Source organism: Dialister sp. (assembly GCF_036343215.1).
Taxonomy (GTDB): Bacteria; Bacillota; Negativicutes; order Veillonellales; family Dialisteraceae; genus Dialister.
In genome coordinates, this window is record NZ_JAZASU010000036.1 from 1 (window position 1) to 16,416 (window position 16,416).

Below are 16,416 nucleotides of genomic sequence, written 5' to 3' on the forward strand. Positions count from 1 at the left end.
CGGCACCTTACTATGTCTCACGAGAAGCATACGCCCATTACGATTTCTGCTGCCGATTGATCAGTATGTCCCGGAATTCTGGGAACCCGGCTCTATCCTCCAGTCCTTCATTTACAGGAGGACTTGTTTTCGTGCTCAAAAAGCCGTCTGTCACCATTCGTGGCAGGCGGCTTTTTGCGTTAGTTATCAGTTCTCAGTGAATGAATTCTTCGGGACTTTGAAAAATCAGCTGTCTTTGAAACTTTACATCGATCGGGACTCGGGACATCGGGCAGGTGGCCGCCAAAATGACAGGGCGGCCTTTTTTTCTGCACTACACTCACGATGCGCATATAAGGAAAAAGCAAAGCATGATACCGGGCCCCACCTTCCCTGGATGGACAGCCTGCGGAGCAGGCGGATAGGTGTTTTAGCGCCGCTTGTCGAAAATGACTCAAACCATCGAAAGTGTCTCTACGGCATGCCCTGCGAATGGGAAAGGCTCCCCCCGGGTATTTCGCTTTCCAATCCGCTCAATTTCGACATGTATGATAGTCCCCCTGCCCGCTTCGCTCGCTGCCTCCTGACCAGGGGCAGGTGTTTTTTTCGACTTGTATGAGCTTTTCACACTCACCTGTGCACAATCCCCCTATGTATTCTGCGGCGGAGAGCGCCGCCGCCTTCCCGACAGCCCCGGGATTCCCGAAACTAAACCCGACAGCCCCGATTCAAAAGTCATTAAAGAACCATTTCCCCAATAAAAAACAGGCACCTTTCCAATTTCAAGGTGCCCATTTTCACTAATCACTAAAAATTAACTGCCAACCACTAACTGCTCAAATTATTTAATATACGCCGTAGCTTTCAGCATGAGCATATCATCCATCTTGCGTCCGCCCATGTCTTTTGCGTTGAAGCCGTATTCTGCTTCGAGGAGGAGGCCTTTCATGGGAACGAAGCCTGCTTTGGCGAGGAAGAATTTGGCACCGCCGTAGTTGTGCTTATTGGATTCTTCTGCGCCGAGAGCCGCAATTCCGTCAATCTTGTCTGCGAAGTAGGCCGGTACGTTCTTCATGCCATTCCAGTTTCTGTAGACGTGGCCCATGTACTGGTCGGTAATGGCATCGGAGGAGCCGCCGAAATAGGTGCCTGCCTGGCTGTATACATAGTCCAGGCCAATCTGGTAGGAGCCTTTCTGGAGAATATTGGTGGTGCCGTAATGGAGACCATAGTTGAAGGAGTATGGCTTTTCATTGTTCAGCGGGAGTTTCCGCAGGTTCTTGACGTATTCACCCTGGATATGCCATTTCGGGGTGATGTAGTAAGCGCCGGCAAAGCCATAAGCTTTGCAGATATTTCCTACCGGTCCGTTGGCTTTCATGGCATAGGCGTGGAATTCCCAGTTCATCGGCTTTTTGTAAATATAGGATGCGTAGGTAACCGGTACGTCTTCATCTTCGCCCCAGCCCATCACAGTATCGGAGCCCATGGGGTAAAGAATTCCATCCTGAACATAGCCGAGGCTTCCCATATTTCCAAGAGCCTTCAGCTGGGTGCTGATGCTCATGACATCTTTCGGTGTAAGTACACCGGCTGCCAGCATTTTCTTTGCTGCACCGGAAACAACGGCATTCAGCTGGTCTGTAGTCTGAGTGCTTTCGATGCCTGTCTTGATGGCATTGAGCTGGGCTGCCATGGCAGGATTAGCAGCAATTGCAGCAGCAACTTTATCACTGTTCATCAGCCGGTTCAGGATCTGGCCTTTGGCGATATCATTGACCCGAATCCCTCTCATCATGGGTCCGGTATAGTTATAGTTGATATCGGTGGCACGGCCGTGGGCGATGGTGAATCTTCCGCCTTTCTGATAATCGCCGAAGGAGATGGAGGCGCCTTTGAACTGTCCGTCATAGGTATAGCCGGTGACGCCCATTTTGACCGGGAACTGGCCGATACCGATGAGGTTTTTGGAGGGTCCGAAGGGAAGCTTGGAGGTATCCTGTTTCTTGCCGAAGTGATAGGTAGCCCACAGACGGTTCATGTGCATTTCGCTGTCTCCGTGCCCGCCTCTGATGGAATCATCGTCTTCGGATTTCCAGTTGTACATGTTCGGATCAAAGACGTCTTTGCCATTCAGGCTGGTGAAGGATTCGAGCTGGCCATACACGGTGGAACGGGGATTCACATTGGCCATGACGTTCACACGGGTGCGGAGGGAGAGTTCGTCGTATTTTTCTTTATTCGATTTGAAAATATTGGAGTATCTCGGCACGTCCTGTACGCGGAGTTCGGTGATGACGGAAAGATTTCCTGTCTTCTTTTCCAGTTCGGAAACCCGTACTCCCAGGCTGGTCAGTTCGTCCGCATATTCAGCGGAGAGTTTCTGCACCGTTTCTTTCTGGGAATCGGAAAGGTCCTGTTTCTGCATGAGGCGGGCGATGATCTGGGCCAGTTCATAGCGGCTTACATTCTTGTCGCCCCGGAAGGTACCATCCGGATATCCTTCGATCACATTTTCTTCGGACAACTGGGCTACGGCTTTGTAGGCCCAGGAAGATTCATCCACGTCGGCAAACGGATTGGCTGCGGAAACGTTCCATACTGCGCAGGTCATCAAAGCTGCTGCTGCGATTTTCAGAAGGCTGTGCTTCATTTTTCTCTCCTTTGGGGCTTCTGCTCTCTTATGAAATCTTATACCCCTGTAATTTGTAAAACGATATTTGATTTTTGAATAACTTTTACGTCCTGAAACTAAAACATTATAACCATAGTTCGTAAGACTTGTCAATAGGATTTAGCACCTGATGATAATTTGTTATGGAAACAGGGCGAATCTCTCTTTTTGCGGAATGTGTAAGAAATCCGGCGATCAGGCATCTGTTCGCAGCTTTCAGCGGATTCCCATCTGTGAAAGACACTGGCTTTATCGAAGAAATATGCGTTTTGACCCACCGGGGGCGAGCCCATTTTGAGGGAAATTTCAGCAGTCCCTTTCCAGCCTACCAAAACTAAAAGCTGCTCTTTCTTTTGTAAATAAAACGAAAACCCGTAAAGTGATTTACTTTACGGGTTTTTATCTAAAACTGCTTTTTTATTTCCAAACTGATTTCAATTTCAAAGTGCTTTGTAAAAACCAGCCCGCCTTTTCACCGCCCGGTTTTCTGAGAACTGCGAACTGATCACTGATAACTTCCAACCAGAGCCGTCCTTACGAAAAGTTTCCTTTCGGCAGAGAGTCACAGGCACTTCCGATATATTTCCAGAATATCCTCTTTCCTGAGCGGCACGAATCCCTGTACCACGCCCTCCTGTCCTTTCCAGGAAATGACGCCCTCCGCCATTCTTTCGAAGAGGGTATCATCGATGGAGAGTTCGGAAAGTCTGGAAGGCAGCTGAAGGGTTTCGCGGAGGAATTTCGTGAGCTTTTTGATGCCTTTCTTTGCCACTTTTTCCCGGTCCCCCTTATTTTTGACGCCCATGACATTTATGGCAAACTGACAGAGCCTCGGGAGTGTTTCCTCTCTCAGGGCAAAGCGGAGGAAGGCCGGCGTAAGAATGGCCAGGCCCAGTCCGTGGGGAATATCGTAAAAAGCGGAAAGTTCGTGTTCCATGCCATGGCAGCTCCAGGCTGTATGATGGCCCGATTCTGTGAGATCATTGATGGCCCATACCGAATCCCACATGAGATTGGCCCTGGCTTCTTCGTTATTTCCTTCTTCCATGGCCAGGGGAGCCCAGCGGATGACCGAACGCATCATGGCTTCCATATACCCATCGATGGAATCAAAACCTTCTTCCTGATTCAGGTAGACTTCCAGAAGATGGGACAGGATGTCCGCGCTCCCGCAGGCCGTCTGGAATGGGGAAACGGAATAGGTATTTTCAGGGCAGAGGAAGGAAACCCGGGGCCGCAGGACTTCCGCGGACCAGCCGTATTTCTGATGGGTTACGGGATTTGTAATGACGGCACAGTCATTCATTTCCGAACCTGTAGCTGCCATGGTAGGAACCGTTATCAGCGGAATGGCCCGGTCCGGCCGGACTTTTTCCACCACCAGATCCCAGGGACTTCCTTCATACAGGGCGCTTCCTGCCATCACTTTGGCTGAATCGATGACCGATCCGCCTCCGCAGGCAAGGATGAGATCCACACCCTTTTCCCGGCAGAGTTTCGCGCCCCTTGCCGCCAGAGGCACTTCGGGATTCGGTTTCACTCCGGAAATTTCATACCCCGAAAGACCGGCTTTATCTATTTCCTCCACGATTTTGTCATAGAGACCGTTCTTCCTGATCGAACCGCCCCCGTAGACCAGAAGCACCCGAGTGCCCCATCTGGCCAGTTCCTCATGGAGATGGTCCAGCTCTCCATTCCCGAAATAAATCTTTGTGCGATTGTAGTATACAAATGGTTGTACCATGATGATGTCCTCCTTGATTCCTTTTTATTATAAGCAATCGGGAATGATGAAAAAAGGGGGAAAACAGAAGAAGTCCTTATCAGTGATGATTTTGGCCTGCGTCTTTGGAAGCGGTACGGTGCACCCGCGTCCCTCATCCGGGCCTGAACCGGCAGCTGCCCATTTTCCCCGTATTTCCATGATTCCGGATGCGTTTTTTCTTACGAACCATATCCTTTCACGCTCTTTTTCCTTCACGTCGTGCCCTATGATATAATTTCACGCCTCTATGCCCTGTTGATACAGGGTGGACAGATTAATAGGCCTGTAAAGTTCTTTATAAAAATGTTATAATTAAGATGTATTAATGTCTATTTTATACTTTATATATAAAAATGGGGTTGTCTTTATGGCCTATGTAAAAAAACGCCTGCTGCTGGCCGGCATTCCCGGCTTTCTGGCAGAGGAGTTGAAGGAAGTATTTGAGAAAGAGGACTGGCTCGTCTACGTTCCGGAAGGAGATCTTTCGGGCAGGGCCCTGTCTGATTTTTTTGCCGAAAAGCTTCCCAATGCCCTGATTTACAGGCTGGAGCCGGAGCGGGATGACTGCATCGCCCGTCTGGACCGGCTTCTTTCCTATGCCATGAAGGTGAAGGTTTCCCGAATCCTTCTCCTGGAGGAGTCCGGCATTTTCCTCTCCGGTCTCCATGAAACGGATCCGGGGGAGCCTTTCAACCAGAGGGACCGCCGTCTGCGCCGTATGGAATCGCTGGCTTCCATCTGGCGGACCAATGAAAAGCTTTCCATTACCCTTGTGCCGGTTCCCGCCCTGTACGGGAAAGGGCAGAAGCCGGGCGATGGCCTCCCCGGTTTCATTCTGGACGATGCCTTCCGGGAAGAAAAGAGTCCCATCCTTGAAGCGGGGGCCCAGTACTTCCTCTCTGCCAGGGATGCGGCCTATGGTCTTCTTCAGTGCATCCTCCGCGGAGAAAATCCGGCAATCCTTCCCCTTGGGCCGGGCACTTCCTTCACCTGGAATGAATTTTCCGCCCTGGTTTCTCCTCTCCTTCCGAAGGGAATCACGCTCCCCGAAACCCTGGCGCCCGTCAGGCTTCCGGAATCGGACCTGGACAAGTATCCTGTCTACGGAAGCGCTCCCCTGGATGGAAGTGCTGCCCAAAAGGAACTGGGCTGGTCTTCCCGGGCCGATGACCGGGAAGGTCTGAAAAATACAGTGGAGGAAATCATCGGTCTTCGCGAAAAATTGCGGGCGGAGGAAAAAGCGCTCCAGGAAAAGGCGGAAAGGAAAGCCCGTCTGGAACGGTTCGTTCCTTTTGTGGAAAATATAGCAGGCTTCCTCATCATGTCCATCATCCTGGGAGTGCGTATCCTTACCGGCTCCCGTTCTCCCTTCGACTTTAATTATCTCTACATCGGCACCATGGGCCTTCTTTATGGAAAACAGCAGTCCTTTATTTCCTTCGTCCTTTCCATGATCCTCCTGATTGCCGAAATGGTACTGACCGGCCGGGATCCTTTCTCCATACTTTACGATCCCATGAGCTTCCTGCACCTGATTTCCTATTTCTTCGTTGCCGTCCTCACCGGCTATTTTGCGGACCGGAAAACCTATGAAAAAGAGGCGGCCGGCTGGAGGGAAGCCCGGGACAGGGCACAGATTTCCCTGCTCCGGAATCTCCTGGATGACAGCCTGAAAGTCCGGGATAAATTGTACCACCATATCGTGAATTCCGAAGACAGTATCGGTCATATCTACCGGATCATCCGGCAGCTGGACAGTGTGGAAGAAGAACAGATTTACACAAAAGCCGCTTCCGTGACAGCCGAGCTTCTGGGTGTCCGGGACCTGGCCATTTATGTCACCGGGAAACAGAGTCATTTCCTGCGCCGCAAAGTCCGTATGGGCAAAAGAGCGGCCGCCCGTCCGGCTTCCCTGGATATCGAAAAACACCCTTACCTTTCTGAACTGATGAAGACAGGAACGGTCTTCATGAACCGGGATTTCATGAATGATTCCCCGGATCTGGCCGCTCCGGTCATGATTGGTGATCAGATCATTGCGGTCATCGAAATTTACGGTCTTTCCTTCGAGCAGTGGAGTTACCACGAAGAAAATCTTCTTTCCCTCACTTCCCGCCTCATCGCCACAGCCCTTTCCCGGGCCGCCCGCTGGGAAGAAATGGAAGCAGGGAAGAAATACCTGCCGGGCACCCGGATCCTCCGGGAGGAACCTTTTATGCGGACCATCGAAACTCTCCGCGCCCGCCATCAGGAACTTCACGATTCCCCTGCCCGTCTGCTCGTTCTGGGGAATATGGACCTTCCCCTTTCTTCGCTGAATGAAAGGGTGGACCACTGCATCCGGAGCAAAGATTTCGCCGGCGTTTATAAAAATAGCTATGCCCTCCTTTTCCCCGATACCCCCGAGTCTGCGCTTCCGATTATAGAAGAGCGGCTGAAAAAAGCCGGCCTTTCCATCGCCCGGTCGGAAGAGGTGATGTAGTATGGAAATAGAATATTTCTACATCCATCTGGCCGTCACCCTTCTCTATTTTCTTCTGGTCCGGCGGAAAGAAAACGCCTGGCAGGCGGGAGCGGAAGCCATCCTTGTCCTCTGCCTTCCGGTGATCGGTTTCTTTTCCCTCCTCACCTGGCATATGGTTTCTGACTTAAAAGGGTACCGGAAGGTCCGCGAGGAAAACCTCGTGAAAATCAATCCGCCCTCTGCCCGGGGCCGCATGACCTATCAGTCCGATATCATGTCCCTCCCCGATATGCAGCTCATGGGCGATGAACATTTGAAACGCCGCCTCTTCCGGACGATCATTACCCAGGAAGTGGTGGACAATCCGGAAATTCTCCGGGAAGCCGTCCATGATGAGGACCGGGAAATCTCCTATTATGCCGTTTCCCTCATCACCGCCCGGGCGGAAAATATCACTTCCGCCATTTTCGAGCTGGAAAAAAAGCTGCGGCAGGAAAGGGACAGTGAAAAGGAAGCAGAACTGCTGGAAACCTACGCCGGAAAGCTGCAGGAATTCATTCGCGGCGGCTATGGCGATGAAAACCAGCGGGAGGAACGAAAAAAGGACCTCCTCAAAGTCCTGGAAAAACTGGCAGATAAGCTCCCGGAAAAACCCGTCTACCGGGAAGAATCCATCCGGCTCGCCATTTCCCTTCAGGACTTTGACCATGCTGAGGCCCTCCTCACCCTGGCCGGGGAAAAGGGCCGGTCATCGGAAACTTTCCTCCGCCTGTCCCTTGAGCTTGCAATAGCCCGCCGGGACAGGGAAGGGACCCTGTCGGCCATCCGCCGGCTGAAAGCCTTTCCGGGCCGTCTTTCTCCGGAATCCCTGACGGCCATTCGTTACTGGGGAGGCGCTGCATGAACAGAAAAAGTATCGCCGTCCTCATTTTCATCGCCCTTCTCATGGGCTGCTTTTTCCAGTATACCCGCATGGGCGGTTTCCTTCATATGGGTTCCCTCACCAATGCCCTTCAGCAGCGTGAGGAAGCGGCCAGGCCCTGGGCCGATGCGGAATCCATTCCAAGGGATCATTACTATATCCTTTATGATCCCGACAGTGTCACTTCCATGTATGCCGCCCACAATACGGAAGTCATGCTGAAAAAGCAGAAAAAATCTTTTGAAGCCCATGTGGCCTCCGAAGAAATCCCTCCCATTCAGGACAAAGTGCAGGGCATTTTCCTGGCCACCACCCGCCCGGGACAGGTGAAATCCCTGCCTGTCCTCAAAGATTATGTTTCCTCCGGCGGGACGGTCATCCTTCTCCAGCGCATCCAGCCTTCCGACTCTTCTGCCGTTTCCGGTGAATGGAAAGAAGCCCTCGGCATCGCCCGTCTCGGCTCCCTGGCCTGGCGGAACGGACTGGAAATGAAAACTTCCTTCCTCCCGGGGGAAAAGGGGAAAATTTTCGCCTCGAATGAAGTTTTCCAGGCCGAAGGAAATGATGTTTTCCAGACCGAAGGAAATGATGTCACCCTGAGCGCTGATTCCACCGTGGAAATTTCCACCCCGGACGGAATGCCGGTGATCTGGACCCACCCCTTCGGAAAGGGAAGATTCATCGTTTTCAACAGCAATGAACGGCTGGACAAATCGAATGCCGGTTTCCTTGCCTCCCTCATCGCCCATGCCGGGGAAGATTCCATTTATCCCGTAGTGGGAGTAAAAATTTTCTTCCTGGACGATTTCCCCGCCCCGGTGCCGAAAATCATCGTCCCGAAACTCCAGCGGGAAACCGGGCTCAATATGGCTGAATTCTACCGCCAGGAATGGTGGCCTTTCATGACAGCCCTGGCAAAGAAATACAATCTCCGCTACACCGCAGGCATGATTGAGTCCTATAATAATGATGTGGATGGAGATTTCCCGGGACCCGATACATCGGTCCGGGAAACCTTCATCGCCCAGGGAAGGGAACTTCTCGCCATCGGGGGAGAACTGGGCCTTCATGGCTACAATCACCAGCCCCTCACCCTGGAAGAAATTTCCGGAACCGGGTATACCCCCTGGCCCGATGAAACAGTCATGGCCTCCTCCCTCCGGGAACTGTACCGCTATGCGAAATCCCTCTATCCCGATTATGATTTCCGCGTCTACATTCCGCCGTCCAATATCCTGAGTGAGGAAGGGCAGAAAGCGGTCACCGAAGCACTGCCCGATATCAGGGTATTCAGCTCCCTTTACAACGTACCGAAAGACAGTGCCCAGAGGATGCAGGATTTCTCCAGGAAAGACGGATTCTACTCGATTCCCCGTATTTCTGCAGGCTTTATGCCCGGTGAACTGCAGGGGATCACCGTTTTCTCCGCCATTCAGGAAATGGGAGTCTTCTCCCATTTCGTCCATCCCGATGAAATTCTCTACGACGAAAGCAGGGACCATTCCTGGAAAGATATGCAGGGAGGACTTTCTTCCTTCGTGGGAGAAATCTCCGCCCGCTTCCCCTGGCTCACTCCGGTCACCGTATCGGAAAGCATTCCTTATTTCGATGATTATTTTGACCTGGATTACCGGATCATCAGGAATCCTCATTTCGTGGAAATCCACGCCTGGAATTTCAAGAATGAAGCCCGTTTCCTCCTCCATACCTCCCATACCCTGGATCACGCGGACGGGGCGGAAGCAAGGCCAATCGATGAGGGCACCTGGTACATCCGCATGAAAAATCCCGAGGCCCGTCTGTACTGGAAGGAGAATCCATGAAAATCTGTCTTCTCACCGAAGGCTCCTACCCCTATATCGTAGGCGGCGTTTCCGCCTGGGTACATATGCTCATGGAAGGCCTTCCGGAATTTGAATTCCAGATTTATTCCATCGGCGCCTTCAAAAAGGACCGGGGTCATTTCAAGTATAAAATCCCGGAAAACTGCACCGCCATTCAGGAAGTCTTCCTGGATGAAATCCTCTCCGAAAAATCGACGGGCCTCCAGAAATCTGTCCTCACCCCGTCCCAGCGGGAAACGCTGATCGACCTGGTCCGCGGGGAATCGGATATCGATATCGAAGAACTCGCCCATATTTTCCGGCATCATCAATGGAAAAGTCCCCTGGATGTCTTCATGTCCGGCGATTTCTTTGATATCATTGAATCGGTATACAAAGAAAAATACAGCTACCTTCCCTTTACCGACTATTTCTGGACCATGCGGTCCATGCTCCTTCCCCTTTTCTACCTCCTCCAGCAGGAAATTCCGAAGGCCCATGTGTATCACAGTGTGGCCGCCGGCTACTGTGCCGTCATCGGAAGTATGGGGGCCCGGCTTTACAAAAAGCCCTTCCTCCTCACGGAACACGGCATTTATGCCAGGGAAAGGGAAGCGGAAATCATCAAGAGCGCCTGGGCCAAAGGGGATTTCAAAGCCCTGTGGATTCATTATTTCTATACCCTCGCCCGCCTTTCCTACAAAGAAGCGGACCATGTCTATACCCTTTTCGAACACAATGGGGAAATCGAAAAGGAAATCGGCTGCGACCCCGCAAAAATTTCCATCATCCCCAACGGGGTCCACATGGATCGGTTTGCCCATATTTCCGAACTCTCCGATCACAAGGGGCCGATTACCATAGGAGCCGTGGTCCGGGTAGTCCCGATTAAAGATATCATCACCCTCATCCATGCCTTTTACCGGGTGCAGCAGGAAATGCCGGACGCCGAATTCTACATCATGGGAAATACGGAAGAAGATCCGGAATACGCCCACCTCTGCCGTCATACGGTGGAAGTGATGGGCCTTCGGAACTGTCATTTCACCGGCACCATCCGGGTCCCGGATTACCTTCCGAAAATGGATATCCTGGTACTTTCCAGTATTTCCGAAGGCCAGCCACTCTGCGTACTGGAAGGATTCTCCGCCCATCGTCCCTATGTGACCACGGATGTGGGCTGCTGCCGGGAACTGATTTATGGAGACAGCGGGGATCATCTGGGGCCCGCAGGCTCCGTGGTCCCGCCCCTGGATGACCGGGCCCTCTCCCATGAAATCCTGCGGCTTGCCAGGGATTATCCCCTCCGGAAGAAAATGGCCGCCGTGGGCTATGAACGGACAAAAAAAGGCTATACCTACGAATATTTCATTAATTCTTATCGTGAAGTTTACAGCAGTCTGGAAAGAAAGATGAAGAAATGGCAGGAGTCGGCTTCGAACTGAAAAAGCTCTTTACCGCCCGTACGGCCCTGGGCCATATCAAAGCCTATACCTATTCGGCCATCGTCACTTCAGGCCCTTTTCTGCTCCTCACCGGCATGATGCTCGGCGTGCAGCTCCTTTTCCGGATTCACGGTGTCTCCCTGGAAGAGCGGAATCTTTTCCTGGCTCCCGTGGTCTACTCCTTTATTTTCTCCCAGATTTTCACCAGTCCTTTCACCATGGTCCTTACCCGGTACCTGGCAGACTGCCTGACCACCAGTTTTTTGCGGGATGTGACTTCCTCCCTCTTTGGCATGGGTTCCCTCCTGGTCCTTCCGGCAGGAATTCTGGCCGCCTTTTTCCTGAAAGACAGCCCCATCCCCCTCCTTTCGAAATCCCTTTCCGTCCTCTTTTTCCTGGAACTCACCCTCATCTGGGTGGAAATCCTCTACCTTTCTGCAGTGAAACGGTATAAACGGCTGATCAGCGGATTTTCAGCCGGAGTCCTCGCGGCCATCCTGCTCTGCGCCCTCCTCCTTCAGCTGGATTTCCTTTCCCCCCCATGATTCTGCCCTTCTTTCCCTGTGCCTGGGCATGTCCGTCCTGATGACCACATTTTTCATCCACATCACCAGCGTATTCGGACGGCCGCGGAATGGTCTCCTCTTTGGTTTCCTTCCCTATTTCGAAAAGCACTGGAAAATTTCCCTGGGCTATATGGGCTACAATCTGGGCCTCTACATACCGAATTTCCTCATCTGGTTCGGTCCCTGGGGCATGGTGGTGGCCGATACCTACCGGTTTTCACCCCTTTATGACGGACTCACTTTCTTTGCCTTCCTTTCCATCCTGCCCCTTATGACCCTTTTCGTGGTTTCAGTGGAAACGAATTTTTATGAGAAATATGCAGGCTACTTCGAAGCCATCGCCCGCAAAGGAAACCTGCAGGAAATCGATGACGCCCGGCACGATCTGCTCTATACCCTGTGGTTCGAACTCCGTCAGGTAGTAGAATTCCAGTTCCTCTTCACCCTCCTTTTCCTTGCCTTCGGAAGCGCCATTCTTTCCGCGGTCAGCATTCCGGGCAATGAAATCAATATGTTCGACGTGCTCCTCTTTGGCGTCTTTTTTACCGGAGTGATGCAGCTTTTATACATCCTTCTCACCTATTTCGACCTTCAGGGCGCCGTCCTTCACACGGGACTTTCCTTTACCTTCCTGAACCTCGCCGCAGGCCTCCTGGGAACCCATTTCTGGGGCGTGGAATCCTATGGATTCACTTTTTTCCTGGCCGCCCTCCTGACCCTCGTCATTGCCTGGCTGGAACTTTCCCGCTTTACCTCCCATATGAGTTACTATGTGTACTGCGCCCAGCCCGTTTTCTACCGGCCCCCCAGCGGTCCCCTCACGAAGCTGGCCCAGAAAATCAGCGGCGGAAGGATTGTAGACCTCCTCCGGCTGGGTCCGGGAGAAGGGAGGAAATACTCATGACTTTCAGGAAATATTTCCACTCTAAAAAAAGGATACGGCTGGCTTTGGCCCTTCTCCTCCTGACAGTTCCTTCCATTTCCGAAGCCTATTACCATGACCCCGTCACCGATGCATCGCCCTCCGTCCGGGCCCTTCAGGAAATGCGGAAACAGATCGATTCCATCCGCGAAGCTCATGGAAACCTCAGGGACGCCAGAAACAATGCAGTTCAGGCGGAAAACAGCCTGACCGAAGCGAAACAATCCGTCATCACTTCCGAAAAAGATGAAAAGAGGGCAGAAAAAGACCTCGCTGATGCCCGCTCTGCCCTCTCTTCGGCCGAAAAAGGCCTCTCCGAAGCCAAAGCGCGGTCCGCCCACGCGGAAATCCTTCTGGAAAATGCCCGGGAAAACCTGGAAAAACAGCAGCAGGAAACCGCCGAAAAAGAAGCGGCCCTCCGGAATATAGAAACCATCCTGGATACCCGGGAATCCGGAGCATCCGGCAGCAGCCGCGCCGAAGCCGTAAGAAGGGCCGTGGAAGAAGTGAATTTCCAGCAGAACCGGATGGAAGAAGCCATCCGGCTCGCCGGACTCTACAGCGCAGGCCTTCCCTCCGATGCCAGCCCGGAAGAGGCAGAAAAAGCCCTCCGTGCCATGGAACAGAAAAAGAGCGAAGCCGGCGCTGCCTATGAAGGAACAAAACAGGCCTATGAACAGGCCGCCTCCCTCCTTCCATCCCTCCAGGCCTCCTACCGGGATGCCGTCAAAGAACGGTCCGATTCCCTCTCCGCCCAGGCGGATACCCAGAAATGGTACGACGATACGGTGGCCTGGGTCAGAGAAGGAGAAAATAACCTCACCCGGGCGAAAGAAAATATCATTTCCTCCAAAAACTGGGTCATCGAAGCGGAAAAGAGCCTGGACAACTCCCTTTCCGCCAGAAAACTCATAGCCGAAAACGTATGGGATATGGGAAACGGGGAAAGCTTTGGCACCTCCATGACCTACCGTCACTGGAAAAACGGTCCTTACCCGGGGCACCAGCTTTACCATTCCATTTCCTGGTACCAGGCCTTCTACAGGGACGAATACCCGGGAGAAGAAAAAGTCAGCGATAAAGACTGGCCGAAAGGAAACTCCCATAAAGGCTTCGAACTGGGCCTGGAAGCGGGACGCCTCGAATCAGACACCGGCGCCTGGCATGGAAAATCATCGGGCTTCACCGATACCACCTTATATGTGCGCTATCATAATGACCATCCCGTAAACAGCCTGCGGTATGGAATGATCCTCGTCCTTCCCACGGGAGAAAATAAATACGATCAGAATGCCTACGTGCCGAAAGGCCTCGGTCTTTTCCAGGACTTCGGAGGAGGCTGGCAGATCCAGCCCGAAATCGAAGCCATCCACCGGCTTTCCGAAGAAGACCGGATTTCCGCGAAACTTTCCTACGACATCAAAGGAAGCTACGCCTACTCAAAAGAAGACCCGGGCTTCAAAGTAGATCCGGGCAACGAGACAAGACTGGATATTTCCTACGAACACAGCGAAAAAAACAGGCAGTACAAAGGCTGGATTTCCCACACCAACAAGCAGAAAACCTGGCAGGATATAAGCTATGGAAATATCTCCCGGCGAATCCGCTATACCGACGGAGACGCCTGGGAAATCGGGGCTGCCGGAAACTGGCAGATCCGTCCGAAAGACGAACTGGGCGCCTATATCCTGTACGGATACACCGGCGATACCGAAGGAGAAATGAAGACCGACTCCCTTTCGGAAAAAGAAATCCTCCTCTCCTATACCCACAATATCCGGGAAGACCTCTCCTGGCAGACCTGGCTTTCCTGGTATCACTCCACCCTGAACTACGATCCCCTCTACCGTTCCGAATCCATTCAGGACGGCTGGGCAAGAAAAGGAATCGGATTCCGCATGGACTGGCAGCAATCCCCCGATAACCGCTGGTCAATTGCCCTTGAACGATACATCCGCACCCAGAAAGGCGCCCCAGACGCCCAGGGATACGGACTCTCCCTCTGGTATGCAAGAATCCTGTAATCGTCCTGAGGCCCTGATCCGGGAAGGAAACCGTAAGACGAGAACCTTTTATATCGGGATACCCGGGGATATCGGGATGGATATGGTTTCCTTCGGAAACCAATCTTATACAGAACCTTATAAAGTGCGATTCGCGCACCTTTTCATACCAATTGACACAATCGCGGCCCGGAAAGGCTCCCCTCTCAGGCCCCCGAAGTTCGGGGGGCTGTCCTCAAGGCGACTGGGGGGATGTACGATCGTACAAGCCGAAAATGAGCTTGAAGGAAAACATATCCCCGGGGATCTCCCGCGAAGCGGGTGAGGGGGAACTGCACTTTCGACTGTAAACTTCCCCGGTACTTTCGAAAAGCGTCCCCCATCGGGGGAAGCTCCGCCGAAGGCGGTGAAGGGGGCTATCTATCGTTCAAGTCGGGAATGAGAAAAAAGCCAGTCCCGTACCGCCCCTGATCCCCAATCCCTTTTTCTCATGATTTCACCAACCGCTAACTGCTGATTTTCCTCCCGAGGTACCCATGACCCTGAAAAAATTTGCTGCTCACCTGGCTGCCGGCATTCTTGGCATCGGCCTTACCGCTTTTCCCTGGCCATCAGACGCCCGGTTTACCCCGGAAGAAGCCATGGTGGACCTCTCCTCATCCATCCATGAATACGCCAAAGCAAAAAATCCCGATTTCCAGCTCCTTGGAAACGGCGCCATCGGCCTTCTGGAAGTGACAAAAGACGAAAGCGAAAAATCCGTGGAAAAGCTCCTTTCCTCCCTGGACGGCTTTCTGGGAGAAAGCATCTTTTATATCCCGAAAGATGGAAAAATGGTTCCCCAGGACAAAGACGTCCTCACCTACCTGGATGTGATGCTGGAAAAGCCAAAAGCCAGAGGCCTTCCCGTCTGGACCCTGGATTACGTTTCCGGGGACCTGGCTGAAAAAGACAGGAAACAGGGCGAAAACCGTTCCTATATTTCCATGACCAGCAGGACCGCAAATCTGGACGAAATCCCCGAAAACGGGCCCCGGGCAAATAAAAAAGACATCAGCACGCTGAAAGACGCGGAAAATTTCCTCATCCTCAACAATCCCATGAAATTTGGAAATAAAAAAGACTACCTTTCCGCCCTTGCCGCTTCCCCTTACGATGTCATCATCATCGACCCGTATTATGGAGGAAACCTTCTCACCGGAGAAGACCTTTCTTCCCTCAAAATAAAACCGCTCGGCGGAAAACGGCTCCTTCTCGCCTACCTCAGTCTGGGCGAAGCCGCCGACTACCGGCCTTACTGGGATATTTCCTGGAATGACGAAAACTCCCGCCCCGCCTGGATAGAAAAAGAAAATCCCGCCTGGAAGGGCGCTTACCGCGTCCGCTACTGGACAAAAGCCTGGAAAACCATCCTCTATGGAAATCCGGATTCCTCCCTGGACCAGATCCTCTCCGCCGGATTTGACGGGGCCCTGCTGGACGTCATGGACGCCTGGCAGACATTTAAATGAGATATCAGTAATCAGAAAGACCGGATTCTTTGAAACCTTGAAGAGTCTGTTTTCTTCGAGACTTTGCATCGTTCGGGAATCGGACAGGCGGCCGCCAAATTGACAGGGCGGCCTTTTTATTTTTCTTACCGGCAGATACAAAGCACATATGAGACTAACAGACGAAAAGTACCCGGGACCAGCGACTCTATCGGTAAACAAGTGGGGCTGTACAATAATTACACAATATGTGGAAATACCGGAAGTGATAAAGTTATCAGTTATCAGTTCATAGTAATCAGTGCAGGAGGCCCGCATCAAACTGGATGGCGGGCCATTTTTATACACAATTCTCCTGGAGAA

Annotated in this window: 10 protein-coding genes; 8 read left to right on the plus strand and 2 right to left on the minus strand. The window is 52.3% G+C overall.

Translation table 11 applies throughout. From position 1 onward, the window contains the following. Nucleotides 1-820 precede the first annotated feature (820 nt). Both VZT47_RS06385 and VZT47_RS06390 read right to left on the minus strand, forming a co-directional pair. Nucleotides 821-2,632 (minus strand): S-layer homology domain-containing protein, encoded by a 1,812-nt coding sequence (locus VZT47_RS06385; protein WP_330224139.1) that lies wholly within the window; start codon nucleotides 2,630-2,632, stop codon nucleotides 821-823. Nucleotides 2,633-3,215: 583 nt separating this feature from the next. After that, nucleotides 3,216-4,397, minus strand: coding sequence for an iron-containing alcohol dehydrogenase (locus VZT47_RS06390; protein WP_330224140.1), 1,182 nt, complete (start codon nucleotides 4,395-4,397; stop codon nucleotides 3,216-3,218). Between the two features lie 388 nt (nucleotides 4,398-4,785). Between VZT47_RS06390 and VZT47_RS06395 the strand changes: the two genes are divergently transcribed. The 8 genes from VZT47_RS06395 to VZT47_RS06430 all read left to right on the plus strand — a co-directional run bounded on the left by VZT47_RS06395 (nucleotide 4,786) and on the right by VZT47_RS06430 (nucleotide 16,074). Next, the gene (locus tag VZT47_RS06395; protein WP_330224141.1) at nucleotides 4,786-6,900 is read left to right on the plus strand and encodes a GAF domain-containing protein; all 2,115 of its coding nucleotides are present in this window, start codon (nucleotides 4,786-4,788) and stop codon (nucleotides 6,898-6,900) included. A gap of 1 nt (nucleotide 6,901) precedes the next feature. Next, on the plus strand, nucleotides 6,902-7,786 hold the full coding sequence (locus VZT47_RS06400; protein WP_330224142.1) for a hypothetical protein: 885 nt from the start codon (nucleotides 6,902-6,904) through the stop codon (nucleotides 7,784-7,786). Continuing rightward, complete coding sequence (locus VZT47_RS06405; RefSeq protein ID WP_330224143.1) at nucleotides 7,783-9,627, plus strand: DUF2194 domain-containing protein; 1,845 nt, start codon at nucleotides 7,783-7,785, stop codon at nucleotides 9,625-9,627. Before VZT47_RS06400 ends, VZT47_RS06405 begins: the two co-directional genes overlap by 4 nt. After that, nucleotides 9,624-11,072: a GT4 family glycosyltransferase PelF gene (pelF, locus tag VZT47_RS06410; protein WP_330224144.1), complete on the plus strand. Its 1,449-nt coding sequence runs from the start codon at nucleotides 9,624-9,626 to the stop codon at nucleotides 11,070-11,072. Before VZT47_RS06405 ends, pelF begins: the two co-directional genes overlap by 4 nt. Then, a complete protein-coding gene (gene pelG, locus VZT47_RS06415; protein WP_330224145.1) occupies nucleotides 11,048-11,617 on the plus strand; it encodes an exopolysaccharide Pel transporter PelG in 570 nt (189 codons plus the stop codon). Before pelF ends, pelG (VZT47_RS06415) begins: the two co-directional genes overlap by 25 nt. 28 nt (nucleotides 11,618-11,645) lie before the next feature. Further along, nucleotides 11,646-12,542 (plus strand): exopolysaccharide Pel transporter PelG, encoded by an 897-nt coding sequence (pelG, locus tag VZT47_RS06420; RefSeq protein WP_330224146.1) that lies wholly within the window; start codon nucleotides 11,646-11,648, stop codon nucleotides 12,540-12,542. Continuing rightward, a complete protein-coding gene (locus tag VZT47_RS06425) occupies nucleotides 12,539-14,584 on the plus strand; it encodes a transporter (protein ID WP_330224147.1) in 2,046 nt (681 codons plus the stop codon). Before pelG (VZT47_RS06420) ends, VZT47_RS06425 begins: the two co-directional genes overlap by 4 nt. Nucleotides 14,585-15,099: 515 nt before the next feature. Continuing rightward, entirely contained in the window at nucleotides 15,100-16,074 is a 975-nt protein-coding gene (locus VZT47_RS06430) for an endo alpha-1,4 polygalactosaminidase (RefSeq protein WP_330224148.1), read from the plus strand. Nucleotides 16,075-16,416: the final 342 nt, after the last annotated feature.